This window comes from Rhodococcus sp. DN22 (assembly GCF_036669995.1).
Lineage (GTDB): Bacteria > Actinomycetota > Actinomycetes > Mycobacteriales > Mycobacteriaceae > Rhodococcus_F > Rhodococcus_F erythropolis.
This window is the reverse complement of the sequence record NZ_CP133327.1, coordinates 47,288-73,476: the sequence shown is the minus strand read 5'-3', so window position 1 is coordinate 73,476 and position 26,189 is coordinate 47,288. Positions and strand designations below refer to the sequence as shown.

Here is a 26,189-nt window from a genome sequence, read left to right as displayed (position 1 = left end):
CCAACCATCGGCATAGCCACGGACCGTCGCGACGTCCAGTGGATGTTCCCGACCGAGGCCGACCCCGAGCACATAGACAACCTGGCTGCGGTGATCTCAGACGGAGCATCAGTCACAACCCGGACTCCAGCAGCGATCGACGAGTCTGCCGCACGAGGCACCACCGTCGGTTCCTGAACTCGGCGACACAGCGGAAACCTTCTGGCCGACGAGGAGTCGGGTCGCACAGGAGGTTTGGACCGCTGCTCGGTTTCTGATCATTGCTCGACATTGACCAAAGGACACCACATGCACTACATCAGCAAGCTCTCTCTCACCATCGCGACCGTCGGCATCGCGGTTAGCGGTCTCGTCGGCTGCAGCTCGGCAGGATCGACTGCCGCACCGCAGGCGGGCTCGACAGCCGCCGTCAACGCGCCGGCCGCAGCTCCCGCCGAGGCGTCGTTCGAGGACAACGTCCTCACCACGAAGGACGTCACGATCAAGATCACCGACGTGAAGACGATTCCAGTAGGTGAGAAGGGCAACGAGCACGGCAAGGAGCCCGTCATCGCATTCTGGTACGACACGACGAACGTCTCCGGCAAGGAGACGGATCCTATGACGGCATGGATATTCCTCTTCGCCGCGTACCAGGACAACGACCCCAACGCTGAGAACAAGCTTGGTGTCGGTTCACTGCCGGACGCTGCTTTCCTCGATTCGCAGACAAGCAAGATCAAGAAGGGCGGCACTGTCACTAACGCGGTCGCATACGAGCTGTCCGACACGACAACCCCTGTGAAGTTGGTTGCCTCCACGATCCTTCAGGACGAGATCGGATCGATGACCTTCGAGCTCAAGTAGGCACCAAGAGACCCGCACGAGGAAGAGCTGCCAGGATGATTGCCTGGCAGCTCTTCACTATTGATGAGCCCGGAAAGCTCTACGACGCGAACGCGCTGTACCTGAACGTGCTTCGCAATGTACTGATTCGCCTTGTTCAAGCGGACTGGTGCATGCCCGGTGGACCGACCGGATTCTTCTACGAGATGTTCCGCAATCTCGCAGGGTTGCCTGCAAAATGCAGTCTTTGACCCGATATATGGGGCGGTTATCGGACTTGACGGGACTACGAAAGAGTCCCCTTGACATCGCCCCGCCAACGACGTTGCTGCTAGTGATCATCTAGTTGTCGTTGATTCGTGGGTTGCTTCGGGCATCGAGGTAGTGCGCCCAGTCGCGGCGAGCGTAGTCGGCCCACCGACTGACGGAATGGATATGCAACCCGAGCAGGTCGGCGACCACCGGTGCAGGTAGATCTTCGGTGAGAGTACGGAGAGCGGAGTTGCGGCTGATCCTGACCGGGATATCGAGGTCGGTCATCGCGACCCCCACCGGGCGGGCATGACGAGCCGTCCCGGGCACGGTGCGGCTGGGAAACAAGAACGGCGAACCAGTCTTTGTAGCCAGAGGATGGGCGATGGCGGTTTCTACCAGTTCGTTGACCAATGTTGCGACCGGCGGTGGCAACCTGACCGGGTTGCGAGCGAAGACGATGTTGGTTTCATCATCTTGTTGCTCGACGGCGCTGGCGGTGAGTGCGAGGATTCGGATGAGAGGGATCCCGTACAGCAGCACCAGAAGTCCGGCGACACGCAGCGGCAGTTCGATAGTGGCGTCGGTGAGAAGTCGTCGGATTCTTCGTGCGTGTTCGTGTGCTTCCGCGACGTCGGTGGGGAATGCCGATTGCCTCCTCGACACGGCGGCGTCACCGATGATGTCTCGTTGTCGTAGCCAGAGGACGAAACCGGTGATCCTATAGGTTCGGTGCCCGTTGATGGAGGTCCAGCGGTCGAGTTGGTGCTGGTTCAGATCGGCTATCGCGAGGTCGTTCTCATCGAGCCATTCCAGTAGGTGAACTGCTCCCCAGATGATGGCTCGGTCACTTTGCGCGCTGGAGTCGGTGTAGCTGCGGCGGACGGCGCGGCGGCGAGCACGGCGCAGCACACTCCATTGTGCGTACGGCCGGATCAGCGCCGCGTGTTCTGCGGTCAGCGTTCCCGTCAGATGGTGGAGCCATTGTTCGAGTCGGCCCAACGGCTCGATTCGAGGCGGGAGGACATCAGCGTGGACGAGGACCGCACGAAGGTAATGCAACGCAGTGGACGGGGGGTGGGCGTCGAGGTCGGCATGCACGATCGGGTGCTCTACTCGTGCGATGTGTTGCAGCAGTGCAATGGTTTTCGGGTGGTCGAGCCATCGCAGAGTCGAGTCGGGACGTCGCTCCTCGGCAGCGAGGTACACGATGAACGGCAGTATCTGGGAGCAGATGTATCCGTGTTCATCCGCCAGCAGTGTTGCTGCCCGGCGCCGCACCGAGCACCGTAAGCAGGTTCGGGCGTAGTGCTGTAGGCCGGGCTGATCGCACGTCGTGCAGCGATAGTCGATCGAGGAGCCTGCGCACGGTCCGCAGACCGCGCGGCCTGTGAGGTCATTTGCGGTGAGGACCCCGATGCGTGAACACGTGGCGCACGGATCCGGGTGAATGAGAGCCTGGCGGTAGCAGGCCCGGCACACCGGCCCTTTCGGCCATATCGCCTTGGCGGATCGCACTCGCGAGCACACTACACAGCGGTGCGTCCGTTCGGGTCGGCACCGTTTACACAGGTCCGGGTGTTCTCCCCCGCTTCGATGTGCGATCGCCACGATGCGGCCGCATCGTCCGCATGGCCGGCGCGGCGGCTCGTAGCAGCGCGCACAGAGTGGCCCCGTGTCGCTGAACTTCTTGGCGATCGCTGTCCGTCCGCACTGCGTGCAGATGTGCTGTGGGCGTGCGCAGGTCCCGCACATCGGATCGCCCGAGTCGTCTCTCGTGGACGGGGCACGGACTCGTCCGCAGCGGATGCTTTTCTCGGTGCGTTGTGGTTCGTGTTGATAACAGGTGCGGCAGATCGTTCCGTCCGGGCGCACCGCAGTCGGATGCCCGGCCTTGCCGCAGCGGTCGCAGGTCACGGTGTTCGCTTTGGTGACGCACCATTCGCAGCATCGTCCTTCGGGAGCGAGGCGGATCAGTCTGGGCCATCGTTTACCGCATCGCGCACACGCGGGAAGTTCAACGCGGCATCCGGCCGCGTGCAAGCCGTACGCCAGGCGCACAGCGGTGATCGGGGCGTGAGGATCCGGTGAGGACAAGCATCCGGGGTGACTCATCAGATACCGGTGCAGGGTCCGTACCCCACGGGGTTGCCATGCCGCCGCGTCCTGGAGTAGTTGTCGTGCATGATCTTCGGTGATCTTTCCGGGCGCGACGGACTGGGTCGCCGCGATCATCCGTGCGCGTATCTCGTCGAGTGGTGTGCTCGGCGGCGTTCCTCGTGGTGGCATCGATCAGTGCTGCGGCCGGCGAATCGTGGTGCGTCGCAGCGGCGTGGGCGCGGAGCGGTCGCTTGCGGCTTTTCGGATCGTTTCGTTGACGATTTTCGGTTCGATGAGATCGTTGGGTGTGCATTCGAGTATGTCGCAGAGCGCAACCAGGGTGTCCATGCTCAATCGTTGCGGAGGTGAGGTGACCAGGCGGTAGACCTGCTCACGGGAGAGCGCGATTCCGCGTTCGGCGAGTAACGGGACAAGGTCCGAGGTGTGGAAGATGTCGCGTTCGGCCATCTTGTGCCGCAAGTGCCAGGCGTAGCCCATTTTCTTGTTCATGATTCGCTCCACAGTTCGCCGTGTCGGTTTCGCATCGCGCGGGTCAACAGTTGATTTCGGTACTCGTTCGAGACGCCGGTGTAGATCGACGTCGTCGATGCATGCGTGTGCCCGACCTGTTCTTGGACGAAGCGCACCGGGTAGTCGAATTCGATCAGATGGGTCACGTAGGAATGTCGCAGGCAGTGCAAGTCCAGGATCGGGTCGAGATTCGCGTCGTCACGGGCAGCAGTAAGCGCGGCGTTGACCGATCGCGGGGAGATGCGACCTGCGCGTTCGGTCACCCACAATGCCGGATGCGCGCCGGGCGCAAACGCTGGTCGGATTTCGGCCAGATAGTGCTCGAGGACGTCGACGATCCAATCGAATTCGGGAACAGTGAGCACAGTCCGGCGTTTCGTCGGCCCGCCGCGCGACGCCTTACCGAATCGAACCGCGACCGAACCCGACGAACCATACTGCGGGGCTTGGGAATTGCGCCGAAGATCTACCAGGTCGATATTGCACACCTCCGAGCGGCGTAGCCCGAAGGCGTAGCAGAACTTGAGCATCGCGGAATCGCGCATCGCCGCGAGGGCGCCTTTGCGGCCATTCTCCCGAATCTTCTCGGCTCGTCCGTCAGCGGCATCGAACAAGGCTTGGATCTCGTCGTACGTCAGCGGACGCCGACGCGGACTGCCTTCGTAGTCCCCAATGTGCAGCACGGAGTTGCCCTCGTGGAACACCAACTGGGGTGTTGACCCGAACCTGTCGGCGCACACCTGCATCCAGCCGTATCGGTGGTCGGTGAGGTACTCGCAGAACAGTCTGACCGTGATTTCGTAGCTCCGGATCGTGGACAACGCGAGCGCCCGGTCGCCGGATCGCAGATCACTGATCCATGCCTCAGCTTCTGCTGGAGTCCACTGCCACGGATACAGATTCGTGAACTCACCGAATCGTCGAATCATCCGAATCCGCGCTGCAATGGTCTGGTCTTTGAGGAATCGGCTGCGTTGTTGTCGCGTCCAGCCCTCGATCATCGCTTCCGACATCGCCGGTGCCGGATCGAGATGGACGACATTCCCCGCGAGTATCAGATGTGCCGATCCCGGCGCCTCGTTCACCACATTAATGTTGTATCAGATGCAACATTGTTACATCCACTCGAAGCGCACGGTCCGGTTCCGTAAATCCAGGACTTACAACTCCCCTGCGGCGTCAAACAGCCAGTCCAGACAGGTCTTTCGAATTGACGCTATGTTGCATCTGCTGCAATACATCCCATTTCACCAGATTCTTGATTCGGTCGGGCCGGAACCCCGCCCAGTGGTCATCTCCGGCGACGACGACCGGCGCTTGCAGATACCCCAAGCTCATGACGTGCTCGCGGGCTCGAGCGTCTTCGGTGATGTCGACGACGGAGTATTCGACTCCAGCCTTGTCGAGAGCGCGGTAGGTGGCATTGCACTGAACGCACGCGGGCTTGGTGTACACGGTCACTGTCATGTCATCCCCCTGGGAAGTGAGTCGATCTTGCCACGATTGTATATCGAAATCTATTGTGCTGCAATAGCTTTCGAGATTCAACCATGATGTTTTGACTATAAAAGCTTTCCGTTTCACCTGCCTGATAGTTACAACGGTTGTACGGCAACAATTTTCAAGAGAATCTCTGCCTACATGGCAGACCTTGATTCGTCGGGCTGGGCGAGATCTGGCTGCCAGCCTCGGCCACCTCAGCGCGTTCGCCGTGGTCTGCATCCAAGTCGACACGACCAGCGAAGCGGCGATGCGGGTCTTTTGGACTCTTAAAATGGGGACAAAAACTAGCATGTATTAGCAGCTCAGAGATGCTGCATAGTATTGCATTCACAGCATGTCCAGACAGTGAATAGTCCACAGTGATATCAGGATGACCGCGCACCCTGAAGTATCCGCGGCCGCCGTGAGAATCGTGTAGACACGAACACCCGCTCAATCCGGAAAGCAGTGGGCGGAACCGCCGGACAGGACCGACGCGGAAATCGGCCGGCGACGGAGGTGGATCCGGTGGGCACAGGGGGCGGCGAGTCACCCCTGCGCCCACCGGCGCTCGCGCCACCGGATCAGACGGAGGCAGATCCTGGTGAAGCCTTGTAGACGGCTTCGGTGTGCCGGTCCTGGTAATCGCTGGAGGGGCGCAACCCAGCTGCGATCTCCGCGGTGACCAGACACGCACCGGCCGACTCGACCCACCACATCCGGCGGGCACGGCCCAACTCGTCGACGACCCGTCGCCGATAGTTCGGCCCGCAGACGGTGAACTGCTCCAACGCCGCCAGCCGATCCTCTGCGTTCGGCACGTTCTTCAATGCGTCTCCACGCTGGTTGATGCTTGACATGATGTCCTCCTGGTCGGGAACCGTTGGTATGTCCACTGTCTCGCCGCTCGGCAGGGTGCGCGGCACGTGGCGCGCTAGCGGGTCAGTGCTCGGCGCGAGCTCATTCGGGCGTTGCCGATATCGGCGCGACCTCCCGCGTTGGCGCCGTCCGCGTGGGCGCGGCCGTCCACATTTCGCCGCACCTTGAGTTGCCGGATATTGGGATACTCGAGCCGAAGCGCAGCGGCTGCACGGTCAGCGTCGTTGACGTGCACCAGATCGCTGCCAACGATGTCGTATGCGGCGTCCTTCTCCGCGACCTCGAGCCGGGTGGATACAGCGTGAATGAATCCGAGCATCCATGACCGACGAGCCCTGGACGTCGACGACGCGGAGACGCCCTTAACCTTGGCTGCACCGGCATTCATCTGCACCGAGAGAAGCGCGAACAGCAATTTGAGCCGCTCGATATTTGCGGCGGTGCCGAACACCTTGCGGCGGTCAGACTTACTCACTCGAATGGACGAGCAGTGCAGTGCCCCGGCAAGCGCGTTGAAAAGGAGACCGCGATCGACCTTGTAGGCGCCGGAGATCTCGATTTCGTAGACGATGATCTCGGCAGGGCCGGAACCGCTTACCCGTCGCACTTCGGCCTCGTCGACACCGTATTTGGCGATCAACTCGAACGCCTTCTGGTTGAAGACGTCCGCTTCGGGTGTGCCTGCAACGCTGTCTGCCTGCGCGAGCAGCTTACGAATCCGGTCAATCCTGTCGTCGCTCATTGCGACCTCCCTCGTCCCGTTCGGTTACCTTCTGCGACTACGTTCGCGAACGACCACGGCGACTGCGGCACCTCCGCAACCTCGGTACCGGCCGATCACCAGCAGCAACGACATGAATGCGGCGGACAGGACTCTCGACTGCGGGCGCCCCTGTTTCGGGCCGCATACACCGGAACCGGGCTCGATACGGTGGCCCTTCGATTCACTCGTCATCGAATGAGAGGACTTCCCATGACTGTTCGCCGAGGTTTGGCCCGGGCGACTGCTGTTGCCGCCTCCGCCGCGATCTGCGCTGCCGGGGTTGCCACGATCGCGGCTGGCACCGCGTCCGCCGCCCCTCCGGCCGCTGTTCTGCAGGTCACCGGCACCGACATCGTTCCTGTTCCTGCCGGTCCGTGCTTCGGCACGATTCACGTCGACTTCGAGGTGGTGCCGGGACATCCTGATCAGACAACGGTGAATCTCACACCGAACGGCACCTACGGCTCGATCCCGGGGTGTGAGGTGCCGGTAAACGTGTCGTGGCAGAACGGCATTGCGCCGTTCAATCACGTTGAGTCCACGCTGGCAGCCAACGGCCGGACCAGCACGACCATCACCGCCGGACAGGGTTTGAGTCTGGTCAGTGTCGGGGCCGGCGCGTATCTGGGTGGCCTTCCGAGTTGGGTGTCGAGCGGATACCTGTGGCTGTAGCTGTAGCCGACTCACATGGGAACGGCCGCAACACACCTAATCGTGTTGCGGCCGTTCCCATGTGTGGATGAAACGATACCGCCGGATCGAAGCGATACGTCTGGATCTGGCGTGGTCGCTCAGGCCGCTGCAATCGGCTCCGTGGGCTGCTCAACGGACACGGGGAAGGTGTTGCGTATGACGGCGTTGGTGAACAGGTGCCGAAGCACGATGTAGTCCGTTTGAACTCTGACGGCGGACTGCGCCAACGGCAACGTCAGGGTGTCGAGGCTTGGTAGCGCGATGGCGATCGGCTTCCTGTTCGATCGCGCCCGAGGAGCGCGCACCAGGGTGGGTGTGGTGACGGCGTCGGTGACGACGACAACCTGATGGGTACGCCGTTCGATGCTGTCGTACGGGCAGAGTACGTATTGCGGAGTCACAGTCTTCTGGAGCGCTTTCAGCCCAGGTAAGACGTTGCGGGAGAAGTCGGTCCAAGTCATGTGGGGGAGAGCGGTCAACGTCATTGAAGATCCTCTGCACTGGTCGGCGATTTGGTCGCCTTCACGATGCCGAAGCTAATTATGTTGTGCGGCAGCCTTTGTCCGTCACGCTATGGTGATGGACCTGGGGCTTGCCAAGCGGACGTCGAGTATTTCAAACACTGCTCGGACAGCTCACAACCGACCGGGAATCCTGTCGTCAGTCGGTTGTTTGTGTCAGGCCCGTTGATGCTAATGGTGCGTTCTAGTTGTCGTAGAACAGCGAAGAACTCGCCCACTTCTTCTTGGGGGTGGAGGTGACCTGCACTCCGCTGTCGAATTCGAGCGAATCAACCTCATTGCCGTTCACCAAGAATCGGAACGTCAATTCGACTTCTACCGACGTGGCTACCTCCATGTAGTGCTTGTTGAAGTCTGCGTCTTGCACGTCCCAATCAACATCGGAGATCGCGAAGTCAGCCTTATGGATCTGACCGCTGCATGTGACAGTAGCCAGGAAGCGAACTTCGCCGATTTGTGTGTCGCCTTCGTATTTCTCGTGCACATCGATGCCCACAGTGTCGAGACGTGGGTCAACTTCAGTGACGATGACGGGACCTTCGAGTTCCGGAATTGTCAGTTTGAAGGCAGACTCGTGAAAGAAGTCGTCGGAGATATAGTCGGGTAGTTCCATGCCCAGTATGTCGTCGCACGCGCCCGGGATCGCAGCCGTTATCAGCTGTGAGATGTCGTCATACAGCTCAAGGTCGTGATCGTCCTCGGACAGTTCTGCGTGAACGGAGTCCAGCTTGGTCAGAGTCATGGCTTCGGGAATGGTCTTCGCCAGGGCGACCGCATTCGGTGTCGCCGCCTTCAGGTCAGCGATCAGATTCTTGTGCAGCTTCCCCGAGTCATCTCCGCTCCCACAAAAATCGTTGTCATTGGTGATGAACACGATCTCGCTATGCGCCGGCGACGCCACGGCGATGGCCTTCACTGTCCCCCAGATCAGGGCGTCACGGTATCCCTTGTCGGTGGTGTCGAATGGTGGATGCGCGCTCAGGGACCACTCGACCAAAACATCGTGGTCAACAGGTGGGATCGGTGCGATCTTCACACCGTGGTCGGCGAGATTGGTCCTCAGCTCGGCAGTGTGATCCACCCGTGAGATTGTCGGGCGGTCACGCAGTTCGCGGACAGTCGGCACTTCAGGCGGCAATTCCACTCCCGCGGCTGCCAAATCTCGAAGGGCAGTGCTCCACGACTTGATTCCGGCTTTACGGAGTGATTCAGCGGCCGCGAATCTGCGGCGGCCGAACTCCCGAACGACCACCTCCGGGACCACGAGCGTGAATGAAGGCCCAAACTCCCTGACCAGGAACATCTTCTTCCAGGCCACATCGTCCAGTCGCGGCGTCCCGAGGACGATGTTGGTATCGAAAATGAAGATGGTGGACGACGTCGGAGTCATGGAATCAACTCTTCCACACGCGAACCGCCCGCCTCGACGGGCTGTCATGGCGGGCGGTCGCGTGGTCGCTACGGTCCGATGGTCACGTGCGATCGATCAGGAATCGCTGGTCTGTATCGGTGTGGTTGTGTCACACAGACGCGCGGAGGGGGTGCTTCTGGCAGACGGGCTGGCGAAGGGGTGCAGCTGGTTCCGACGCACCAGCGGGTGCGACTACGGGCGCTGGCTCAGCTGCCTGGTCGGGAGTAGCCACGGGTGCAGCACTGGGGTGGACGATTTCGAGTGCTGCCGCCGCGCGACTGGCCCAGCCCTTGCGGTCGTAGTGGGGAACCCCACTAGCCTTGGCCAGTGCGTTGAGAAGGATCTCCGTGTGCTCCGGGCTGAGCTCCACGATCTGCCCGTGCTCGTTGGATGTCCCGATCACCACCGGCCCGAAGTAGTAGCGGGTGAGCTGGGGGCGCAACACACGCACGATTGCAGATGCGAGCGGGTTCAGCTGCCCGTCAGCGGTTTCCCTACTGTCGGTCCACATCGCGAGGCTGGTGTTCTCGTCGCCAGCGAGGGCGACAACGTCGACCGCAGGGCATCCGATCTCGACGCGTAGGCCGACCTCGGCGGTCTGCCGCCCTACGGTCAAGTCGACTTTGTCCACGTTTGCATCTGTGCCGACCCGAATTGCGTACATAACGTCCTCCAAGATTTTTGGTGCGGTGCATTCTCCGATGGGATCAACATAGATCGACGGCCTCCGGTGCGTGGCACGTACGTCAAACACCGACGGGTTTGCGAGGGCACGTTTCCACTGGTGAGGCTGTGGAAGGGGCCGGACAGGCGGCCTCATGCGACGCACGCACAACTCAGCCCGCTCACCGGCCGTGGGCTGGTAGGCGGGCTGAGTTAGTTGGTCAGACCGACGCGCTGGCCGGCGCCGGGACGGTGAACCCCAATGCCGCTGCCCTGGTTGCGATCCACTGCACGCGGGCCGCCATGGGCACCCCGGCTACCTCCGCCAGACTTCCGAGAACCTTCGACACGTGCTCCGGGCGGAGGTCGACGGTCTCGCCTTCGTCGTTGGACGTCGCGAACAAGGCCGTACCGAAGTAGTACGCCTGCGCGTCTTCTTTGAGTTCACGGGCAATCCCGGAAGCGGCGAGGTTCGGAGTGCTGTTGTACATGCCCTCGTCGTCGACCCACATATCGAGGCTGGTGTCGTCATCGCCTGTAAGGCCGACGACGTCGAATACACGGCAGTCGATTTCCGCACGCAGCCCGTCACCGATGCTGCGCCCACCTGCGGTGAGGTCCACTCGGGATACGTTGAACTGGGTGTCGATCTTGATTGCGTCCACGGTGATCTCCTGATCGGTTCGGTTGGTTGCTGAAATCAGCTTGCGTGGAGGCACTTTGGGATGCGGCACCACAAAATCAGGCGATCTGGAGAAGCGTCGCCGGCGTTCGCGGCGCCGCAGGCTCTCGACCAGCAACGGGGCGCGGCGGCCAACCGGGCGCTCGGCCGGACAGGATGCAGTTCATCCACTCAACAACGACGCTCGCCGGACAGCGTCTTCACTTGGATCCGAAATCCCAGTACGGGATCTCGAATCCAACACGTTGACCTGCGCAACCTCTACCGATCTGGCATGAAGACACCGATCGTAGAGTCGTTTGGTCGTGTCAGCGTGGTCCCATCGCGGTACGTGATCGTTATCTGATCGGTGGTCGTTGATCCGGTGACCTGCTCAACGGCTCCCACGTTCAGGACATGAGGATTCAGTGCCACCCACATACCCGGAAACACCCTGTCGATACTCGTCAAAATCCATCGACCGTGGACGACGGGCCGAGCTGTGGCGTAGTAGCCCAAAACGCCAATCACCAGACTTAGACCCCAACCCGCGGCAATCAGCGCGCGGTCGACGACAGCGAGTTTGCCAATCGAAAAGACAATCAGAGCCAGTACAACAGCGGTAACGACTCCAACTGACAAGCCGAAGGCATCGAGATTCTTACGTGGGCGACCGAACACGCTGGGCGCCGGTACGCCAAGATTCAAACGCCAGGGCCCGTTTCGTACTACTGAACCCTTCCCCGGTATCGGCAACTCCATGGCGCCCAACGCCTCAACGATCTGCCCCTCCGTGACTGCTTGTTGCATTTCGCATTCGGGGCACACCCACACCAGCGAGGCCGCACTCACGGCCGACAACTCAATCCCGTCGCGAGGGCACGCCAACGGATCCACAGCGAACTCACTGTTCCACCGATTGAGCGCACCAACAGTGTCTGTGGCCGAGTCCTGATTTCCTGTAGCCATTTGGTTCCTCTTTCTCTGCATAGCTCAAATATGCAAAACCCCAGGGGAATACGCGGCGGCGGCGGTGTGCACTCATCGGTCATCGTCGATTCGTGGAGGTATCACTCGCCCCGGACGACCCTCAGCGCCGGCTTCGGCGGTGTCGCCTCCTTCGCACCATCCAACGGCTCCCGGACAGGACAAACGCGCTGCCAGAGCGCATCCCAATCACAGGTGAAATAGCGAGTCAGCACCCCGCCACGGTTGGGCGGCGGAACCGGCTTCCCGTGTTCGTTCCACAGCCGTTGTCGTTCATCGCGCAGTGCCTCCACCTCGGACGTGAGGTGTCGGCGGCAGTAGCCGATCCACACAGATTCTCCGGTAGCCGGTTCTCGGTCGATCCAGACGGTGACAGCGGGCTTGCTGCACTGCCCGCCTTTCCTGACCATCTCAGCGCAGCAACGCATAAGCCCCTGTGTACTTTCCGGGTCGTAGCGGGGAAGATCCCGTTCGACAGCTCGCCGGGCCCAGTAGAACGCCTTTCCTGGGTTGTCGCCGGTGGCTTGTTCCCCGACCTCGAGCAGGAGCCCGTCCAAGGTCTTCACTCGCACCCGTAGGCCGTCGTCGTCGCTCACTCGATCGAGAACGTGACGAAGGCACAGCGCGAACAGCAGGGTGTCGCCGACGAGGTCCGGATCGGAGAGCATCTGGGCAATGCCTCGGTCGCTGTCGGCGATCATGGTCTGGCCTGCCTTTTTGCCTTCGGCGCGGCGAGAACGTCGGCTTTGGACAGGCTCAGCCGCACTCCAGATTTCGGGTCGATCAGCTCTTCGACGATGTTCGCGAGGCTGCTCCTCAGATTGGTGGCAGCGCTGCGTACAGCGACGTGGTCAACTACCGCGTCCGCGATCGTCTCGAGCAACTCCTGATCCTCTGTGCGGGCCCATAACCACAATCGCTTCGCCACGATCTGCTCGTCGACCAAATTCAGTATCCGATGGATCCGCTCCGCCTCGAACTCTCTGGCACCGGTACCCACGGCTTTCACCCGAGCAAGCTCCCGCTGATCGCGCTCGTGCGTGCGTTGCGCTTCCTTCACTGAACGGGCAGCCTCGCGTTCGGCTTCCGAGGATTTCCACGCCTGCCAGCGAGCGAGTTTGCGCCAGGCGGCGCCAGTGTCGATCGGGGACAACTTCGGTGCGGGTCGCAGCACTGCCATCGACACCCCACCTCGCCGGACAGGTGGCGCCATGATGCCCCAGGATTCGGGAATCGTCAGGCCTTCGATGAGGGCGGGGTCGGAGATGACGAGCCACCACTGTGAGCAGTGCTTGGCCCAGTCGTCGTGTTTGGTCGGATTACGTAGTTCTGAGATCACGTCCTGCCTGCTGACTTTGATCTCGTGCCCGATGATGTGGTCGCCATTCGAGTGGGTCAATGGCGCCGCGATCAGGTCGGCCCGCCGATCCGATCCGGGGGCTGCGATCTCCGCCGCGAGTATGAATCCGGGTCGTTGAGCGCTCGGCGGGTTGTAGTGCCGGCGGAGCATCTGCTGCACCTCTGCAGCGGTGAGCGCAACGGCCTTTGTGGATGCATTTTTGGTGGTCATGTCAATGCTCCTGACTGCCAATGATTTCGGACAGCTCGGCTTCGGCCTGCGGATGTTCGTTGTGGCGTCATTCGTACTCCACCACGTCGCCGCACCGGGAGCAGTTCCAACCGAAAAACCGTTCCCCGATTTCGTTCCGTTCCCAATACGAGCCGGGCCTTACGAACCTGCCGCACGTGCATTGAATCCACTGCTGGCGTTTGGCCTCTTCGTATTTCCACTGCTCCGTGAACAGTTGATCGAAGGTCATCAGGTTCATGACTGTCTGACCTTCGGAAGCGTGATGTACGTGCACATTTCCTCGGTCTCTTAAACGACGGGGTGATCGCCAGCCGGCAGGTCGTCGGGATCGAAGTCGTAGTCGGTGTGACCTGTCAAGACGATGCACGTGTCGCCCTGTTGGCAGATCATGTCGCCGATCATCTGGTGTGGAAGGTCGTGGACCTGGCTCACTCCGTCGCGGTCGAGTTGGTTCTGGAGCTCGTTCCGTGGGTTGGTCGGGAGTTCCTTGCAGTCTTCGCATTCCCACCAGACTGTGCACGGTGCGCCGGGATGCTTGTACGGGCACACGATCTCGTATTCGGCGTCGTGCTCGTTGTCGGCGGCGCGCGTGATCCGCAGAATGTGATCACTCATCATTGTCCCTTTCGGAGCGCTTCGGGATCACCACGTCGAGGTGTTCTTGGTGGATTCGGCTGCCGACCCACGCGTTCGGGTGAGGGTTTTCGTTGTAGATGCGGGTCGCGTTCTCAAGGGTCGCTGGCCACACCCAGAGCGGGTCAGGCCAGCCAGGATGGCCACAGAACAGGTATCGCACCTGCACCTTCTCTTTCGGGACGACAACGCTGGTGGCCACGATTGCCTCGGCGACGTGGTGGCGCAGAAGGTAGGAGAGTGCGCCGGATGTGCTGTCGATCGGCGCGGACCGGAACTCGTCCCCCGTGCAGAAGACCTCAGCGCCGCAGGCGCAGTCGATCACCAAGCTGCGTTTGCCGAGATGTGTGACTGTCGCGGGACCGTGCTTGCCCAGCAGGTCCGCCAGTTCGGTCGTCGTGGACCTGGACATGGACTCCGCCTGTGTCTGGGCGTCGAGAGCTGCGATTGTTTCCGTTCGTGACCGTGACGAACGATTGTGATGCGGATCGTCGAGGGCGCCAGCTACTGCGGCCATCTGGTCTCCTCGGTCACCGGTCTCTGCGTAGTACATTCGCGATTCTCCTGACTTGATCGAAAACTGTTTGAGTGAACTGATTTCTGTGTGTCGCGGTCACGAGTTAGCCCCTACGAGGGCTCGTCGATCGACACTCACGGGTGCCGGACCCTCCAAGGCCACTCGTACGCGATCCCCGATCCACCGTGCAGCGTGGACGGATACCGCATTGCCGATCTGCTTCTTCACTTGCTTGGTGTTGCCCACGAACTCGTAGGCGTCCGGAAAACCCTGTCCCCTTGCGCATTCACGGTTCGACAGCATCCGGAAGCGAACACCCTCGTCGGTGACTGTCGCGATGCCGTGGTGATTACCGCCGGCAGTGATGGCAGCGAGCGGATGCGCATCAGCTCTGCGGGCCTGCGCGTTGCGCCGGTAGGTCACAAGGTGCGGGGTGTCGAATTCGGCGATCTGCTCGATCTGTTCCGACACGTACAGCTTGCGGGTGACGATCTTCCCGGGGTTCGGATCAAGGATCGTCGACGCGCTGACCTGCTCCGGTTCGGTCACGGTGAGATCCACGTTCCCGTCGCGGGTGAACACGGCGAAGTAGCGAACACGTCGCTGTGCTGCGCCAACGTCGGCGGCGTCCAGAAGCACGATTTGTTCGCGGTAGCCGAGCATTCGCATCCCGTCCAGCCACCACGGGTAGAGAGTCCAGGCCTGGAATTCGAGGACGTTCTCTACGATCACAGCGTCGTAGCGGTGCACTTCTGTTGCGGCGATGACAGCGAAGGCTGTAGCGCGGTCGATGGATCCCGCGTCGGCACGCAGTAGTTCCTGTTCCACCGGTGGTTTCTTGTGCCCGCCGGATCTGGCGTGCCAGACGCACGACGGGGAGAACCATGCGATGTTCGTTCTCGGGAAAGTGCGCCAGTCGACTTCGCTGAGATTCTCGTTCCGGTGTTCGGTGTTGGGATGGTTCCGTTGATGAGTGGCGATAGCCAGGTCCCAGTGGTTCGCGGCGGAAACGACCGAATACCCTGCCAATTCAAGACCTGTTGAGCTTCCACCAGCCCCCGCGAAGTTGTCGCTCGCAGTCAGTGCCATTCGGCCTCCGTTCAGAACCTGGGACATGTTGGCGGGCGCCTTCAAGTCCATCCAGTTCTACAGATGCGGGTTCCGGTGTGCGGCAAGGAATGCAGCGGTGAGGGCAGCTGGTGTTGGCAACCAGGATGAACAGATGACCACACGGCCCGCACAGGCGGACAGCCTTATCAGGCCCCTCGAAAACCCTTCAAGACCTGCTCAGTGAAGCCTGGCCACCACATTCGGCAGCGTCACGACGACACGTCACGGCGCTCGAGATTCGCGACGACAGTTCCATCGCGAACTCGTGGGCGTCACCTGGCGAGTCTGTGTATATGCCACTGCTATTCCGTCCAGGAAGATCGTGGCCTCAATCTCCCACTCGCCCGCACGGTCAAAGATGCTTCCGCTCAGGGCTTTATCTCCGAATTTGGTGCCCCAGAACATGCACGGTGGTGTGGTTCTGTGCGTCGATGTACGACTGAATTACCTCCGCAGCAGCTCTGATTGCCCACTGATCGGGTGGCTTCGACAGGTCGTCCTGCGCTATGTACGCGGCCTCGATCAACGCGGGTGACGGATTCTCCGGGTCCGGTAGTCGGACGTAGACGGCCACCTCGACCGATTCACTAGGTTCGCTTCCGCCGAAGCAGCCGTCGATATGCTCAGGCGCGTCACAGTCTCCGTCCATCGTGCATTCCTTTACCGGCTCGGGAACGTCGTGCCCGCGTCGCCTTAACTCGTCCCGGCCATGCCGAGCGAGTTTCGTCGCAAAAGGTTCAGTGCGGATCTCCACTGCCCGGGGCTTCGCATGGCCTCCAATGTCAGTCACGATGCACCCCTTGCATATCCTGCCTTGTCGACCATCCGCAACGTCAACTCCGCCAAGACAAGCACTTTGGTGCCATCGTCGGCACACAAGCTCATCGGCTGTGATGCGATCTCTTGGAGCCACATGTCCGCGATCTTGCGCCTGATTGACGTTCGATCCTCCGCGAGCGGCAGTGTGCTCTGTTGATCTGTGCTGCTTGTCACTGGTACGCCTCCGCTAAATCGAGCCGCCGAATAATGCTGTCGTCAGCGATGGTCCGAAGTCCCAGTGCGCCCTTGTACTCGATCGGGGATTCGAGTACTCGCGGATTTCGTAGGCGCAGATGGAAGTGACCCGGTTGCGCCCAGTCCGAGCAGTCACATTCGCAATCCCGGTCATGATGCACACTCGAGAGGTCGACGACACCGATGATCGCACCGTAGTAGTGGATCCGGGGGATACCACGGGGGTGCCTCATCGGAAGACCTCGCAGTGCTTCCATGTCGGGCTTGAGTGAAGCGTGGATAGCGACGGGGCCGCGGTATTTTCCTGCGATGTTCCTCGTCCGGTTCTCGATGTTCTTGTCTCCGTGAACGATTTGCCACGCGTAGGGCTGACGCACGGTCAGGATTCGCATGCTCTTCCCTCCTCCGCGGCTACCGACGGGGCGAGGAGCTTTGCTAGCTCGCGACTCTTTCCCGCGCCTGCAAGATCTGCGATTGACTGCCCCGAGACAAAATCCTTCGGCACCCGCACGGTTACGTAGGCGTGTTCTCCACCGGGGTTGCTGTCTGCTCCTGTGATAGCGCATAACATCTTCGATCCGGTTTCGGGGGGTACAGCAGTGAACGGCGCATGGTCGTTGAAGTCATTCCGCCCCGCTTTCGTGCTCTCCTCGGTGGGCACCATCTGCTCCGCGGTGAGAATGGGGTACCCATTCAAAGGCAGCCAGAAGAGGACTGCGTTGCCTGCCGCCAGGAAGAAGTCCTCGGGATCGGAACCATGGGCGACGCCCTCGCTCGCCTCCAGCGCTACTCTCCCGACATCGATTGCTACTTCATCTGAGTTGTTCAAGTTGTTCATGACATTGGCTCGATTCGTAAGTGGACGGGATGGGTGCGGCGATCGCTGGGCGACGACGTGCTGTCGGGCCGAAATGCTGCGTTGACGGTTATCGTTTCGCTCAGCCAAGTTCTACGAATAAAGGTTCTGTTGTGCGGCATCAGATGCGGCGCTGACGGTAGATGGCGCCGGCCGCCGCGCTGAGTGTGTAGGACAGTCCTGAGGATCCGCGAGCGCGCAGCGCGATCAGATCAGCGCTGATGCACGTCGGGAATCCGATGCAACCCGGTGGCGGGCTGTCACGGTTTCACGGTCACGATGTCGAGCTCGACGAACTTCGACGTTTTCTTCGAGACGGAGATGCTTCCGGCGACCAGCTCACTCAGTCGCGCATTGATGTCCTCGTCGGACTCGTAGCCGTTGCTGAAGATCCTGTCGTCGGGGCCACGTACACCGCGCCGGTTGTCGATGATCGTGTACTGCACTGTCTTTTTGAGATTGAACGGGCTGGTGAGGATCACGAAATTGTTGTCCTCGGACACGGCCCGCACGCGCCACCAGCGCTTGGATTCGGCGAACTGAACCTTCGTGCCTACAGCCAGGGATTGGGCAGTTGTCATGCACTCTCTCCAATGTTCTGAGGATCTGCCAACGAGCGATTATCGCGCTCTGCGCCTATGTCTACCGCTGGCACTTCCGGTCACTGCTGGGAGAAATCGGCAGTGTTTGTCACTCTTTGCTGACTGTGGACTCACCGAGCGGCCGGACTTCGTAGATCGCCCAGCCTTCACCGACCTCGTTCTTCCGCTGTTCGGCGTGCGCCATTTCTTGCCGAACCGCCTCGAGTGTTGTGTGTACAACGCCGTCCCACAGGTCGGCGGTGTTTTCGGGGTTGAGAACCATGTACCCGGTTACGTCTGAGACGTGCTCTGAGGGTGCAGGTACGACGAAGTAGCGCTCGATGTGTTCGGCGATCTCATCAGCGGTATAGGCGATTCCTGAGTTGATGTCGGTGATCACGTTCTGAGCGAATTCTCGGAGTTCCGCGGGTGAGGAGTGCACCACCGCGGGGCCGGCTGGTTTTGCCGGCGCGTCCACAGACAGTGCCTGGTGCAAGTTCGACGCGCGCTCGCGGACTTTGTTGGGGCACATGGTGTTGAGAATCCACGAGATCAGTGCCTGTGCGTCGCCGACTCGTTCTGCGGGCAAGGCTCGGCCTCCGGTGGCGATCAGGTCTGCGACGGTTGTCGCGCTACTGACGGTTGAGGTGGTGTCGGCCATGATCGTTCCTTCGGTCGGGTGAACAACTTGTGGAAGGAAACCTTGGCTGGTGTCTGGTCACGCTGGGGCACTGCCTGTTGGGGAGTTTTCTGGCAACGACTTGTCCGCTGCCGGACTGGGATGGCGTGCTGGCGGAGAGTTCGGACAGCACTCTCCCTGGGGGAGTGGGGGAGTGGGGGAGTCGCGTTTGCCTGCCCGGTCGGGGCAGCCGAACGCCCACCCGCCAGGCGTCGGCGGGTGGGCGCGAGTGGGCCTGTCGCGGGCTCAGCGCAACGGTGCGAGGGGAATCGAGTACTCCGTGGTGTTGTCGTAGGTTCCACGCTGCCCGGGCGGCAGAGCGTGCACCAGCGTCGTCATTTCGCTCAAGTCGACTCCATCGGCGTAGAAGTTGTCGAGGTCGTCGCTCGACGCGAGTACCCGCCCGCCGTCGACCGTGGTGACTTCGTAGACGTTGAATTCGATATCTGCCCGCAGCATCCCGGCCTCGGGCCACACATTGCGCACGAACTCGCTCAGGGCTGCCATAGCGATCTCGTCGATCTGGCGGTCGAGTGCCCTCTTGGCGTCGCACAGTTCGGTGAGCTTGTCCTGGAAAGGGGTGGGCGTCTTCGTTGTCAGCATCGCTGCATCCTTCTGTCGTGTGGTTGACGGTATGCCCCTACTCTCCGAGAACCGTTGTCCGAGTGCGGCATGACAGAAACAGCAGCCGCTCACGCATCGATGGGCCGGACAGCGCTCTCCCTGGGGGACTGAGCCGGACGCATTCACCCACCAGCGTCGGTGGGTGAATGTCGGCTTCTACGCGCCCTGGTACAGCCGGATAACGAAGTCCGGTTCGTGATGGTTGTAGTCCCCTCGCTGAGATGGCGGAAGGTGCGCGATCAACGTTCCGATGTCCTCGACGATGGGTGGCAAAGAATCGTCATTGTCGATCATCAAATACGGCTTGAAGAACTCCTCGTCGGCGAGCACCCGCCCGTCCACCGCGACTACCTTCTCGACGACCCATTCAGGACTGGAGTAGACGATCGCCGCATCCGGCCATAGGGCGCACACGTACTCCCTCATCGCCGGGAGCGCTAGCCTCTCGATCTTCTCGCCCAGATCGACATGCTCCGCGCTCAGACGGAGAAGCTCGTCCTTTAACGTGGCGTGCTGCTCGGGTGCAGTCATGATTGTTTTCCTTCCGTCAGGTGGGGGCCGGGCCGAGGTCAGCCGCCCCTGGGTGGTCAGATCGCGCGGGCGTAGTTGAAGCCCAGAAGGTCGTATCCGGCGTCGCTCAGGATGGCGCGCTCCTCTGCGAGCGTCGCCCATTCCCATCCGAGAATGAACGCGACTTCGGTGCCGTCAAGGGTGGTGACGCTGTAGCCGACTTTGTAGACCGTCATCTGGTCTTCGGCGACGTGGCGACCACTGCGGCGGATGAGGTGGGTGGCGTGTTTGCGCGCTGCAGCTCGGCGCTCGTCACTGATCTGTCGAGACTCGTATGCGGTGGTCGTCATCGTGCCCTCCCAAGGCCGTCGGCGTTCGTTGCCATCGATGACGATCCGCGCCGGCGCCTGACACTGCGGCACTGAGCCACACGCGAGATCCTTTGTCCCCCTGACAACATCGACTGGGTTTGCCGATACGCGACACCCCGAGCCGGACAGCTCTCTCCCCGGGGGAAGGGGGCCTGCCGGGATAGGCAGGAATCCAGCCCATCCCGGGAGGAGGGTCAGGAAGCATCACCACTCGGCAACTGGCCGACAGCGAACAGGACCGGGTGAACGCCGGGCGCGCAGCGACGAGATAGTCGCGCCACGCCCAACGCGACTATTGGCCGCCGCACTGGTCGACCGCGCCCGACCACGAATCGGCGTCAGCCGACCTCGTCGACTGGCCACGGACCTATTGCTGAGCTGAGCTGAGTTCAACTCGACCCGCCCACAACGGCCACGGAACTACATACCGGGTGAAATTCTTTGTCCCCCCGCTGCCCTCGCTGGAAACAGCACCCACACCATTCGAAAGCGGACAGCTCTCTCCCCGGGGGAGTGGGGGAACCGACGGTCAGGCGTCGCCGGGGAGGTACCCGGCGGCCGCGGTGAAGGCGATGCCGGCCGCGGCTTCATCCCGCACACCTTCCGGACCGGCACCAGTCTCGGCCGCCACAACAGCTTCCTTCGCTGCAGCCAACGCTGCGTGCCCGACCGCCCGGACTCGAGTCTGGATCTGACGTGGATCGGTCTCGTCGACCAGGTGCGCACGCCGAGCCGCAGCCGCCGCCAGATCAGCTCCGTTTGCGGCGGCCTGCCGGACGCTGGCGAGTCGCCATGCCCCGGTATGCCCTGCCCCAGGGGGTGTCTCGATTCGTGTCCCCTCCCACGAGGCGCTACGGCGGCTCTCCGAACGGGCCTCGAAACGCATGACCCGTTCAGTCAACGACTGCCGCGTAACCCCACCGAAGACGCCGCTGATCTCATCCCACGACACCCCGACCTCGCGGGCGTTGACGATCGCCGCCGCCGAACGATCCCGAGCTGTCTCCATCCGTTCCCGCAGCGCCGACTCCTGCTTGACCGCATCGGTCAGCGCGCCCACGGCCTTGCCTCGGGCCACATCCGACAGGTCGGTGCGAATCTCAACCACGCCAGCATCATCTCCTCGTAACCGGTGGGCCCTGGACATCACGCGACGGCGCAGGGTGCACATGCACAATCCCACCCCCGGTTCCGGTCACCCACGGACCGTAACGGACGCACCATCGTCGCAGCCCACGTTGATGATCGGCTCCTGTCACCACGATCTCTGCAGCTGTCGGACCTCACGCCACGCGCGCGTTCACATGACGCCGGCGACCGGGCACCCCCAACCTCACGCTCGGAGCGCGGCGCCCACCGACCACCCATCCGGACGAGCAACCTCAACCGCGAGAAACTCTGTCCCCCCACTGACCTCACAACATCACCCCACCCACCGACTCCCACCTATCGCACCCCCAAACGCCCCGATCCGGACAGCCTTCCCCCTGGGGGAGCCCACCCCGACCCTCCCCACAGCCAGCACGCACCACCAACCCAGCCCCGACACCCGGCCACGGCCGACTCACCTCACCGACGGAACCCCCTGCCCCGCAACCACACCCACCCTCCCGCGCCCACCCTCGAACCCTTGTCCCCCCACCAGCCAGGCGCAGGGAGCACCTGCACACCCCACAGGGGGCCCGCAACATCACCCCCACCGCACCCGCCGCCACCCACCACACCTCCTCCCCCCACACCCCCAACCACCCCTAACCACCCGCGCGCTTCGCGCGCGAGGCGACGTCGTCGACGGATGGTGTCTGCAGTTGTTGTCAGCCCCGGTGGGACTGTTTCGTAATCGGTGTTTTGGCCCGAGACGCTGAGTGAATGCTCGGCGAGGAGGTGCCGAGATGACGACACTGGAAGATGTGACGAAGAAGAGGGCCGAGCCCTCCGCGGAAGCTGCGGCGGCCGCGGAGTTGGTGCGCCTGGCCAAGGAGCAGGGCCTGTCGCTGACCGGGCCGGACGGTTTGCTCAAGCAGTTCACTAAAACCGTTCTGGAAACCGCACTGAACGAGGAGATGACCGAGCACCTCGGGCACGACAAGAACCAAGCTCCGGCCGATCGGGAGTCTACGAATATTCGCAACGGGACTCGGTCGAAAACGGTGTTGACCGAGGCCAGTGGGCATGTCCCGATCGAGGTCCCTCGTGATCGGGAAGGGACGTTCGAGCCGCAGATCGTCAAGAAGCGCCAACGTCGATTGAACGGGGTCGATGAGATCGTGTTGTCGTTGTACGCCAAAGGATTAACGACTGGTGAAATCAGTTCGCATTTCGCTGAAATCTACGGGGCCTCGGTCTCGAAGGAGACCATCTCGCGGATCACCGACAAGGTCCTCGAGGAGATGCAGGACTGGTCTGCCCGTCCGCTCGACGAGGTGTACGCGGCAGTTTTCGTCGATGCGATCGTCGTCAAAGTTCGAGACGGGCAGGTCGCAAACCGGCCGATCTACGCGGCGATCGGCGTCAGTCTCGACGGACGGCGCGACGTGCTCGGATTGTGGGCCGGCACCGGCGGTGAGGGCGCCAAATTCTGGATGTCCGTGCTGACGGACATTCGCAATCGCGGCACTCGGGATGTGTTCTTCCTGGTCTGCGACGGATTGAAAGGCCTGCCGGAAGTCGTCGAGAACGTATGGCCGGCCACGACGGTACAAACGTGCGTCGTGCATTTGATCCGCAACACCTTTCGGCTCTCGGGACGTCAACACTGGGACGCACTCAAACACGATCTCAGACCGATCTACACGGCACCGACCGAGGCTGCCGCTCACGCGGGGCTGGACGATCTCGCCGAGCACTGGGGTGAGAGGTATCCGGCGATCATCCGATTGTGGACCAACGCTTGGCAGGAGTTCATTCCGTTCCTCGATTACGACACAGAGATACGGCGAGTGCTCTGCTCTACCAACGCGATTGAGTCCCTCAATGCCCGCTATCGGAGGGCGGTGAAAGCTCGTGGCCATTTCCCTACCGAGGCGGCTGCGCTGAAGTGTCTGTATTTGGTGACACGTTCGCTCGACCCGACAGGCAAGGGCCAGGCACGATGGATAACGAGGTGGAAGCCCGCTCTGAACGCGTTTGCGATCACGTTCGCCGATCGTTGGCCGGGATCGGAAACTTACTGATGGAAAACCGCCGAAACACCGTTAAAGAGATAGACCCCCCCGGTGGCCGGGGTTTTGCTTTTGGCTCGAGAAGGTGACCACGAGGGTTCTGTTGATGTCAGCGATGGTGATGGGGTTGGGGCCGTCAGGCCCCGGCTTTTGTGGTTGGTGTTTGCGGCCGCTGGTGGCTGCGTTGGGTGGTTCGGGTGCCGGTTGTGTTGTGGGCGAAGGGGTGTCTGCCGGACCGGTTGTTGTGGTGGTGGGCTGCCCCGGCCGGCTTCCACTGCGTTCTGCTCGGCGCCGTCCGTGGCTGGGTCCGCTGCGCTCGGCTGCGGATGGTTGCGTTGTGCAGGTGCTCACCCCTCGGTGGTGTCGTTGGGTGTGTGGGTTTGTGTTGGTGGCAGCTCGTTGTCGGCAGCGGTTGGTGGCGGGTTGGCGGTGATGGTGGTGAGGGTTTTCAAGCCGGGTTGTTGGCGCTTCACAGGTGGGCGTTGAGGTCACGAACGAGTGGTGTGCGGGTTCACGATTCGGGTGACGGTTGGGGTCGTGGACCGGCTTCCACTGCGTTCTGCTCGGCGCCGGTCCACGACTGCTGTGGCTGGGTCCGCTGCGCTCAGCTACGGATGGTCACCGCATGCAGATACTCACCCACACGGTGGTGCTGTTGGGAGAGCTGGTTGAAGCTCGTCCGACCCGGGTTTCGGGTTGGCGGCCGCACCAGTTGTCGGTGACATCGACGGGCTGCGCGGCTACCGGCAGAGGGGGCTCACCCTGATGTCGACAACGCAGATCCCAACGAAGACAACACCGTTGACGACACCCCGCCAGGGGTGCGACACACACCCGGCCGGCGGACCCAGATGACACCAACAGCTGCACACAACAGATGACACCAACAGCAGCGACCAAACACTCAGGGGCAACCACCACCCGGGGGCGAGAAGCCACCGACAGAAGCCGACAAGGCTTAGCGCAGCGGACCGACCACCACCAACCGGATACGACCGCAGGTCAGTCGGCCACCCACCCCGTCAGGGCACCGGAGGATGCGAGCGAGCGAGCATTCTTCGGGGCACTGCTACGGGGTGGTCCACGAAGTGGCCGACACCTGCGGCGTAGCCGGAACCCCCATCAACCACGCACTCACACCATCACCCAGACAGCGAAGCGAATCTGTGGTGTGTGTGACGTGCGGTTGTGGGGGTTAGTCAGGATTTTTCTTGGGGGGCTGGATGTCGGGTTTTTCGGATAATAGTTGCTGGTTGCGGCATTTCCGGTGGAAAGTTGTTCTCGACAGCTGGTGTCGGGGTTGGGGTCCGGGTTTTGGGGAGGTTGGTTCTGTAGGGTGTGGGCAGTGCCGCTGCGGTGAGAGGTGAGACGTTGGTTTCGGTTGTGCAGTCCTGGGAGCGTGAAGTTTTGGCGACTCCGGAGTCTGTGTCCGAGTGGAAACGGGCTCGGTCGCGGCGACGGTTCGCAGCTGATGCTGTGCCGGCGGATCGGCGGGGAAAGCCGGGTGGGAAGGGGCCGGCGGGGTGGCGTCGGAAGCCTGCGGATGAGGACTTGCTTCGGTTCATGACGCTGCATGGTGTGGTGTCGTTGCGGCAGGCGGCGCATTGGTTTTACGGGGGGAAGATCAGCACGGCTCGGCATCGTGTTCGGTCGATGGAGGATGCTGGTTTGTTGACGCGGAATCAGGATCAGCCGTGGGCTGGCGTTGTGTTGGTTCCGACGCTTGATGGTCAGACAGTGGGGTTGGAGACGGCGGAGTTTCCGGTGTCGCATTCGTCGTTGCGTGGGCACATGACGGTGCCTGCGAATCTGTTGCATCGGTTGTTGGTTGCGGATCAGACGTTGGCTGCTCGAGCTCGGGGGCGCACGGTGATTTCGGAGCGCCAGATTCGGATGCTGGAGGCCCGCGATGAGAGTCAGTCGCATCGTTTTTTGCAGTCGGTGGGGGTGCACTATTCGTCGGATGGTGTCGCGGCCGGTGTTGTCCCGTCGCGGCTGACGTTGATCGATGAGGGGCCGGCTGGGACGACGGTTGTGGGGGAGCGGAACACGTGGTTGGGGTTGCCGGTTCGGACTGACTGGGACAACCGTGTGGCGCCGTATTCGCCGCAGCGTTCGGGTCTGCGTTTCCCTGATTTCATCGAGGTGTTGGAGTCGGGTGAGTTGGCTGCGGTCGAGGTGGAAGTCGCGACGAAATCGGAGGCACGCATGAAGATGCTCGTCGACGGTTACCGGTCGTCGTTGCCTTCCGTTGAGGACGTCGTTGATGCCAATGGTGCACCGGGGAAGCGGCTTCGGCGCGGTCAGTTCCGGCACTGCCGGTGGGTGGTGTCACCGGAGGTGCGGGTGGTGTTGCAAGGAACGACGAACTTCATCAGCGGTGGGCATCAGGATGGCCTTCTGCAGAAGCTGATGCCGGATGTGTACGCACAGAATTTTGATTGGTCGAAGCAGACTGACAAACTGCCCGTTCGGGTGATCGCGGCGACGTCGGAAGACACCGGCGTGCAGTACGCGTTGGATCAACGCAACCTTGAACCGCAGTACCGGTGCGACTATCGGACATGGCTTCGGTGGCGACGGTTGTGGGAGGCGCAGATACCTGCTGACAAGCGCGCCGTGTATACCTTTGCCCGGTGGATCAGGACGGCTGACAACCTCGAAATCTGCCGTCGTTTGGTGCGAGGCTGATCGTTTCGATTTGGTCGTATTCGTTCTGCCGGCAGACTAGCCTTCCGTCAGGCGGTACGTTCGGCCATCAAAATGTGAGAATT

General features: G+C 61.8%; 31 protein-coding genes. 5 read left to right on the top strand and 26 right to left on the bottom strand.

Translation table 11 applies throughout. The features are described from left to right. Positions 1 to 288: 288 nt before the first annotated feature. Together RA302_RS30405 and RA302_RS30400 are read left to right on the top strand one after the other, a co-directional pair. Complete coding sequence (locus RA302_RS30405) at positions 289 to 846, top strand: DUF5067 domain-containing protein (RefSeq protein WP_223304382.1); 558 nt, start codon at positions 289 to 291, stop codon at positions 844 to 846. Between the two features lie 35 nt (positions 847 to 881). Further along, positions 882 to 1,076: a hypothetical protein gene (locus tag RA302_RS30400; protein ID WP_075835615.1), complete on the top strand. Its 195-nt coding sequence runs from the start codon at positions 882 to 884 to the stop codon at positions 1,074 to 1,076. A 91-nt stretch (positions 1,077 to 1,167) separates the two neighbouring features. Here RA302_RS30400 and RA302_RS30395 read toward each other — a convergent pair whose 3' ends face one another. From RA302_RS30395 to RA302_RS30370, 6 genes are all read right to left on the bottom strand, one after another. Further along, positions 1,168 to 2,358: a hypothetical protein gene (locus tag RA302_RS30395; protein ID WP_075835613.1), complete on the bottom strand. Its 1,191-nt coding sequence runs from the start codon at positions 2,356 to 2,358 to the stop codon at positions 1,168 to 1,170. Positions 2,359 to 3,369: 1,011 nt separating this feature from the next. Further along, the gene (locus RA302_RS30390; protein WP_065353036.1) at positions 3,370 to 3,687 is read right to left on the bottom strand and encodes a helix-turn-helix transcriptional regulator; all 318 of its coding nucleotides are present in this window, start codon (positions 3,685 to 3,687) and stop codon (positions 3,370 to 3,372) included. Beyond that, positions 3,684 to 4,763, bottom strand: a complete 1,080-nt coding sequence (locus RA302_RS30385; protein ID WP_075835920.1) for a tyrosine-type recombinase/integrase — start codon at positions 4,761 to 4,763, stop codon at positions 3,684 to 3,686. The genes RA302_RS30390 and RA302_RS30385 overlap by 4 nt, the downstream gene beginning before the upstream one ends. Before the next feature lie 124 nt (positions 4,764 to 4,887). Continuing rightward, the gene (nrdH, locus tag RA302_RS30380) at positions 4,888 to 5,175 is read right to left on the bottom strand and encodes a glutaredoxin-like protein NrdH (protein ID WP_075835609.1); all 288 of its coding nucleotides are present in this window, start codon (positions 5,173 to 5,175) and stop codon (positions 4,888 to 4,890) included. Between the two features lie 599 nt (positions 5,176 to 5,774). After that, on the bottom strand, positions 5,775 to 6,050 hold the full coding sequence (locus tag RA302_RS30375) for a hypothetical protein (RefSeq protein WP_125053106.1): 276 nt from the start codon (positions 6,048 to 6,050) through the stop codon (positions 5,775 to 5,777). A 74-nt stretch (positions 6,051 to 6,124) separates the two neighbouring features. After that, positions 6,125 to 6,811: a DUF2786 domain-containing protein gene (locus tag RA302_RS30370; RefSeq protein ID WP_064112228.1), complete on the bottom strand. Its 687-nt coding sequence runs from the start codon at positions 6,809 to 6,811 to the stop codon at positions 6,125 to 6,127. A 231-nt stretch (positions 6,812 to 7,042) separates the two neighbouring features. Between RA302_RS30370 and RA302_RS30365 the strand changes: the two genes are divergently transcribed. Next, positions 7,043 to 7,504, top strand: a complete 462-nt coding sequence (locus RA302_RS30365) for a hypothetical protein (protein WP_058228460.1) — start codon at positions 7,043 to 7,045, stop codon at positions 7,502 to 7,504. Positions 7,505 to 7,623: 119 nt separating this feature from the next. Here the strand turns inward: RA302_RS30365 and RA302_RS30360 are convergent, their stop codons facing one another. The 20 genes from RA302_RS30360 to RA302_RS30265 form a co-directional block, all read right to left on the bottom strand. Then, complete coding sequence (locus tag RA302_RS30360) at positions 7,624 to 8,010, bottom strand: hypothetical protein (protein ID WP_047269179.1); 387 nt, start codon at positions 8,008 to 8,010, stop codon at positions 7,624 to 7,626. A 220-nt stretch (positions 8,011 to 8,230) separates the two neighbouring features. Further along, positions 8,231 to 9,436 carry a PIN domain-containing protein gene (locus RA302_RS30355; protein ID WP_058228461.1) on the bottom strand — a complete coding sequence of 402 codons (1,206 nt, stop codon included), beginning with the start codon at positions 9,434 to 9,436 and terminating at the stop codon, positions 8,231 to 8,233. Between the two features lie 130 nt (positions 9,437 to 9,566). Continuing rightward, entirely contained in the window at positions 9,567 to 10,088 is a 522-nt protein-coding gene (locus RA302_RS30350) for a hypothetical protein (protein ID WP_143542513.1), read from the bottom strand. Positions 10,089 to 10,341: 253 nt separating this feature from the next. Next, positions 10,342 to 10,785: a DUF3846 domain-containing protein gene (locus RA302_RS30345; RefSeq protein WP_141695865.1), complete on the bottom strand. Its 444-nt coding sequence runs from the start codon at positions 10,783 to 10,785 to the stop codon at positions 10,342 to 10,344. Between the two features lie 278 nt (positions 10,786 to 11,063). Then, the gene (locus tag RA302_RS30340) at positions 11,064 to 11,633 is read right to left on the bottom strand and encodes a hypothetical protein (protein ID WP_143542512.1); all 570 of its coding nucleotides are present in this window, start codon (positions 11,631 to 11,633) and stop codon (positions 11,064 to 11,066) included. A gap of 218 nt (positions 11,634 to 11,851) precedes the next feature. After that, positions 11,852 to 12,469 (bottom strand): hypothetical protein, encoded by a 618-nt coding sequence (locus tag RA302_RS30335; protein ID WP_047269183.1) that lies wholly within the window; start codon positions 12,467 to 12,469, stop codon positions 11,852 to 11,854. Continuing rightward, entirely contained in the window at positions 12,466 to 13,338 is an 873-nt protein-coding gene (locus tag RA302_RS30330) for a hypothetical protein (protein WP_075835601.1), read from the bottom strand. The genes RA302_RS30335 and RA302_RS30330 overlap by 4 nt, the downstream gene beginning before the upstream one ends. Positions 13,339 to 13,647: 309 nt before the next feature. Continuing rightward, the gene (locus RA302_RS30325; RefSeq protein WP_087503783.1) at positions 13,648 to 13,974 is read right to left on the bottom strand and encodes a hypothetical protein; all 327 of its coding nucleotides are present in this window, start codon (positions 13,972 to 13,974) and stop codon (positions 13,648 to 13,650) included. After that, positions 13,967 to 14,509, bottom strand: a complete 543-nt coding sequence (locus RA302_RS30320; RefSeq protein ID WP_143542511.1) for a hypothetical protein — start codon at positions 14,507 to 14,509, stop codon at positions 13,967 to 13,969. The genes RA302_RS30325 and RA302_RS30320 overlap by 8 nt, the downstream gene beginning before the upstream one ends. 96 nt (positions 14,510 to 14,605) lie before the next feature. Further along, positions 14,606 to 15,598 (bottom strand): DNA cytosine methyltransferase, encoded by a 993-nt coding sequence (locus tag RA302_RS30315; RefSeq protein ID WP_223304381.1) that lies wholly within the window; start codon positions 15,596 to 15,598, stop codon positions 14,606 to 14,608. A gap of 397 nt (positions 15,599 to 15,995) precedes the next feature. Then, positions 15,996 to 16,268, bottom strand: a complete 273-nt coding sequence (locus RA302_RS30310) for a hypothetical protein (protein ID WP_143542510.1) — start codon at positions 16,266 to 16,268, stop codon at positions 15,996 to 15,998. Between the two features lie 137 nt (positions 16,269 to 16,405). Next, a complete protein-coding gene (locus RA302_RS30305; protein ID WP_075835591.1) occupies positions 16,406 to 16,612 on the bottom strand; it encodes a hypothetical protein in 207 nt (68 codons plus the stop codon). Next, complete coding sequence (locus RA302_RS30300) at positions 16,609 to 17,025, bottom strand: ASCH domain-containing protein (RefSeq protein ID WP_075835589.1); 417 nt, start codon at positions 17,023 to 17,025, stop codon at positions 16,609 to 16,611. The genes RA302_RS30305 and RA302_RS30300 overlap by 4 nt, the downstream gene beginning before the upstream one ends. Then, the gene (locus tag RA302_RS30295; protein ID WP_075835587.1) at positions 17,013 to 17,471 is read right to left on the bottom strand and encodes a hypothetical protein; all 459 of its coding nucleotides are present in this window, start codon (positions 17,469 to 17,471) and stop codon (positions 17,013 to 17,015) included. Before RA302_RS30295 ends, RA302_RS30300 begins: the two co-directional genes overlap by 13 nt. A gap of 278 nt (positions 17,472 to 17,749) precedes the next feature. After that, positions 17,750 to 18,070, bottom strand: a complete 321-nt coding sequence (locus RA302_RS30290) for a hypothetical protein (protein WP_058228469.1) — start codon at positions 18,068 to 18,070, stop codon at positions 17,750 to 17,752. Positions 18,071 to 18,179: 109 nt separating this feature from the next. Next, positions 18,180 to 18,731, bottom strand: coding sequence for a hypothetical protein (locus RA302_RS30285; RefSeq protein ID WP_064112147.1), 552 nt, complete (start codon positions 18,729 to 18,731; stop codon positions 18,180 to 18,182). Positions 18,732 to 18,995: 264 nt separating this feature from the next. Then, positions 18,996 to 19,352 carry a hypothetical protein gene (locus tag RA302_RS30280; RefSeq protein WP_047269191.1) on the bottom strand — a complete coding sequence of 119 codons (357 nt, stop codon included), beginning with the start codon at positions 19,350 to 19,352 and terminating at the stop codon, positions 18,996 to 18,998. Positions 19,353 to 19,529: 177 nt separating this feature from the next. Further along, positions 19,530 to 19,904 carry a hypothetical protein gene (locus RA302_RS30275; RefSeq protein ID WP_047269192.1) on the bottom strand — a complete coding sequence of 125 codons (375 nt, stop codon included), beginning with the start codon at positions 19,902 to 19,904 and terminating at the stop codon, positions 19,530 to 19,532. Between the two features lie 56 nt (positions 19,905 to 19,960). Then, entirely contained in the window at positions 19,961 to 20,233 is a 273-nt protein-coding gene (locus tag RA302_RS30270; protein WP_047269193.1) for a hypothetical protein, read from the bottom strand. A gap of 550 nt (positions 20,234 to 20,783) precedes the next feature. Further along, a complete protein-coding gene (locus RA302_RS30265; RefSeq protein WP_064112145.1) occupies positions 20,784 to 21,362 on the bottom strand; it encodes a hypothetical protein in 579 nt (192 codons plus the stop codon). A gap of 784 nt (positions 21,363 to 22,146) precedes the next feature. Between RA302_RS30265 and RA302_RS30260 the strand changes: the two genes are divergently transcribed. Together RA302_RS30260 and RA302_RS30255 are read left to right on the top strand one after the other, a co-directional pair. After that, the gene (locus tag RA302_RS30260; protein WP_075835918.1) at positions 22,147 to 23,427 is read left to right on the top strand and encodes an IS256 family transposase; all 1,281 of its coding nucleotides are present in this window, start codon (positions 22,147 to 22,149) and stop codon (positions 23,425 to 23,427) included. A 1,641-nt stretch (positions 23,428 to 25,068) separates the two neighbouring features. After that, positions 25,069 to 26,106 (top strand): hypothetical protein, encoded by a 1,038-nt coding sequence (locus RA302_RS30255; RefSeq protein ID WP_157127661.1) that lies wholly within the window; start codon positions 25,069 to 25,071, stop codon positions 26,104 to 26,106. The last annotated feature ends 83 nt before the right edge of the window (positions 26,107 to 26,189 follow it).

Bases quoted from the DNA above. Each gene is read 5' to 3' on its own strand.
- RA302_RS30405 (WP_223304382.1), top strand. From the start codon at position 289: ATGCACTACATCAGCAAGCTCTCTCTCACCATCGCGACCGTCGGCATC.
- RA302_RS30400 (WP_075835615.1), top strand. From the start codon at position 882: ATGATTGCCTGGCAGCTCTTCACTATTGATGAGCCCGGAAAGCTCTAC.
- RA302_RS30390 (WP_065353036.1), bottom strand. From the start codon at position 3,687: ATGAACAAGAAAATGGGCTACGCCTGGCACTTGCGGCACAAGATGGCC.
- nrdH (WP_075835609.1), bottom strand. From the start codon at position 5,175: ATGACAGTGACCGTGTACACCAAGCCCGCGTGCGTTCAGTGCAATGCC.
- RA302_RS30375 (WP_125053106.1), bottom strand. From the start codon at position 6,050: ATGTCAAGCATCAACCAGCGTGGAGACGCATTGAAGAACGTGCCGAAC.
- RA302_RS30370 (WP_064112228.1), bottom strand. From the start codon at position 6,811: ATGAGCGACGACAGGATTGACCGGATTCGTAAGCTGCTCGCGCAGGCA.
- RA302_RS30365 (WP_058228460.1), top strand. From the start codon at position 7,043: ATGACTGTTCGCCGAGGTTTGGCCCGGGCGACTGCTGTTGCCGCCTCC.
- RA302_RS30360 (WP_047269179.1), bottom strand. From the start codon at position 8,010: ATGACGTTGACCGCTCTCCCCCACATGACTTGGACCGACTTCTCCCGC.
- RA302_RS30355 (WP_058228461.1), bottom strand. From the start codon at position 9,436: ATGACTCCGACGTCGTCCACCATCTTCATTTTCGATACCAACATCGTC.
- RA302_RS30335 (WP_047269183.1), bottom strand. From the start codon at position 12,469: ATGATCGCCGACAGCGACCGAGGCATTGCCCAGATGCTCTCCGATCCG.
- RA302_RS30330 (WP_075835601.1), bottom strand. From the start codon at position 13,338: ATGACCACCAAAAATGCATCCACAAAGGCCGTTGCGCTCACCGCTGCA.
- RA302_RS30325 (WP_087503783.1), bottom strand. From the start codon at position 13,974: ATGAGTGATCACATTCTGCGGATCACGCGCGCCGCCGACAACGAGCAC.
- RA302_RS30320 (WP_143542511.1), bottom strand. From the start codon at position 14,509: ATGGCCGCAGTAGCTGGCGCCCTCGACGATCCGCATCACAATCGTTCG.
- RA302_RS30315 (WP_223304381.1), bottom strand. From the start codon at position 15,598: ATGGCACTGACTGCGAGCGACAACTTCGCGGGGGCTGGTGGAAGCTCA.
- RA302_RS30310 (WP_143542510.1), bottom strand. From the start codon at position 16,268: ATGGACGGAGACTGTGACGCGCCTGAGCATATCGACGGCTGCTTCGGC.
- RA302_RS30300 (WP_075835589.1), bottom strand. From the start codon at position 17,025: ATGCGAATCCTGACCGTGCGTCAGCCCTACGCGTGGCAAATCGTTCAC.
- RA302_RS30295 (WP_075835587.1), bottom strand. From the start codon at position 17,471: ATGAACAACTTGAACAACTCAGATGAAGTAGCAATCGATGTCGGGAGA.
- RA302_RS30290 (WP_058228469.1), bottom strand. From the start codon at position 18,070: ATGACAACTGCCCAATCCCTGGCTGTAGGCACGAAGGTTCAGTTCGCC.
- RA302_RS30285 (WP_064112147.1), bottom strand. From the start codon at position 18,731: ATGGCCGACACCACCTCAACCGTCAGTAGCGCGACAACCGTCGCAGAC.
- RA302_RS30280 (WP_047269191.1), bottom strand. From the start codon at position 19,352: ATGCTGACAACGAAGACGCCCACCCCTTTCCAGGACAAGCTCACCGAA.
- RA302_RS30275 (WP_047269192.1), bottom strand. From the start codon at position 19,904: ATGACTGCACCCGAGCAGCACGCCACGTTAAAGGACGAGCTTCTCCGT.
- RA302_RS30270 (WP_047269193.1), bottom strand. From the start codon at position 20,233: ATGACGACCACCGCATACGAGTCTCGACAGATCAGTGACGAGCGCCGA.
- RA302_RS30260 (WP_075835918.1), top strand. From the start codon at position 22,147: ATGACGACACTGGAAGATGTGACGAAGAAGAGGGCCGAGCCCTCCGCG.
- RA302_RS30255 (WP_157127661.1), top strand. From the start codon at position 25,069: ATGGAGGATGCTGGTTTGTTGACGCGGAATCAGGATCAGCCGTGGGCT.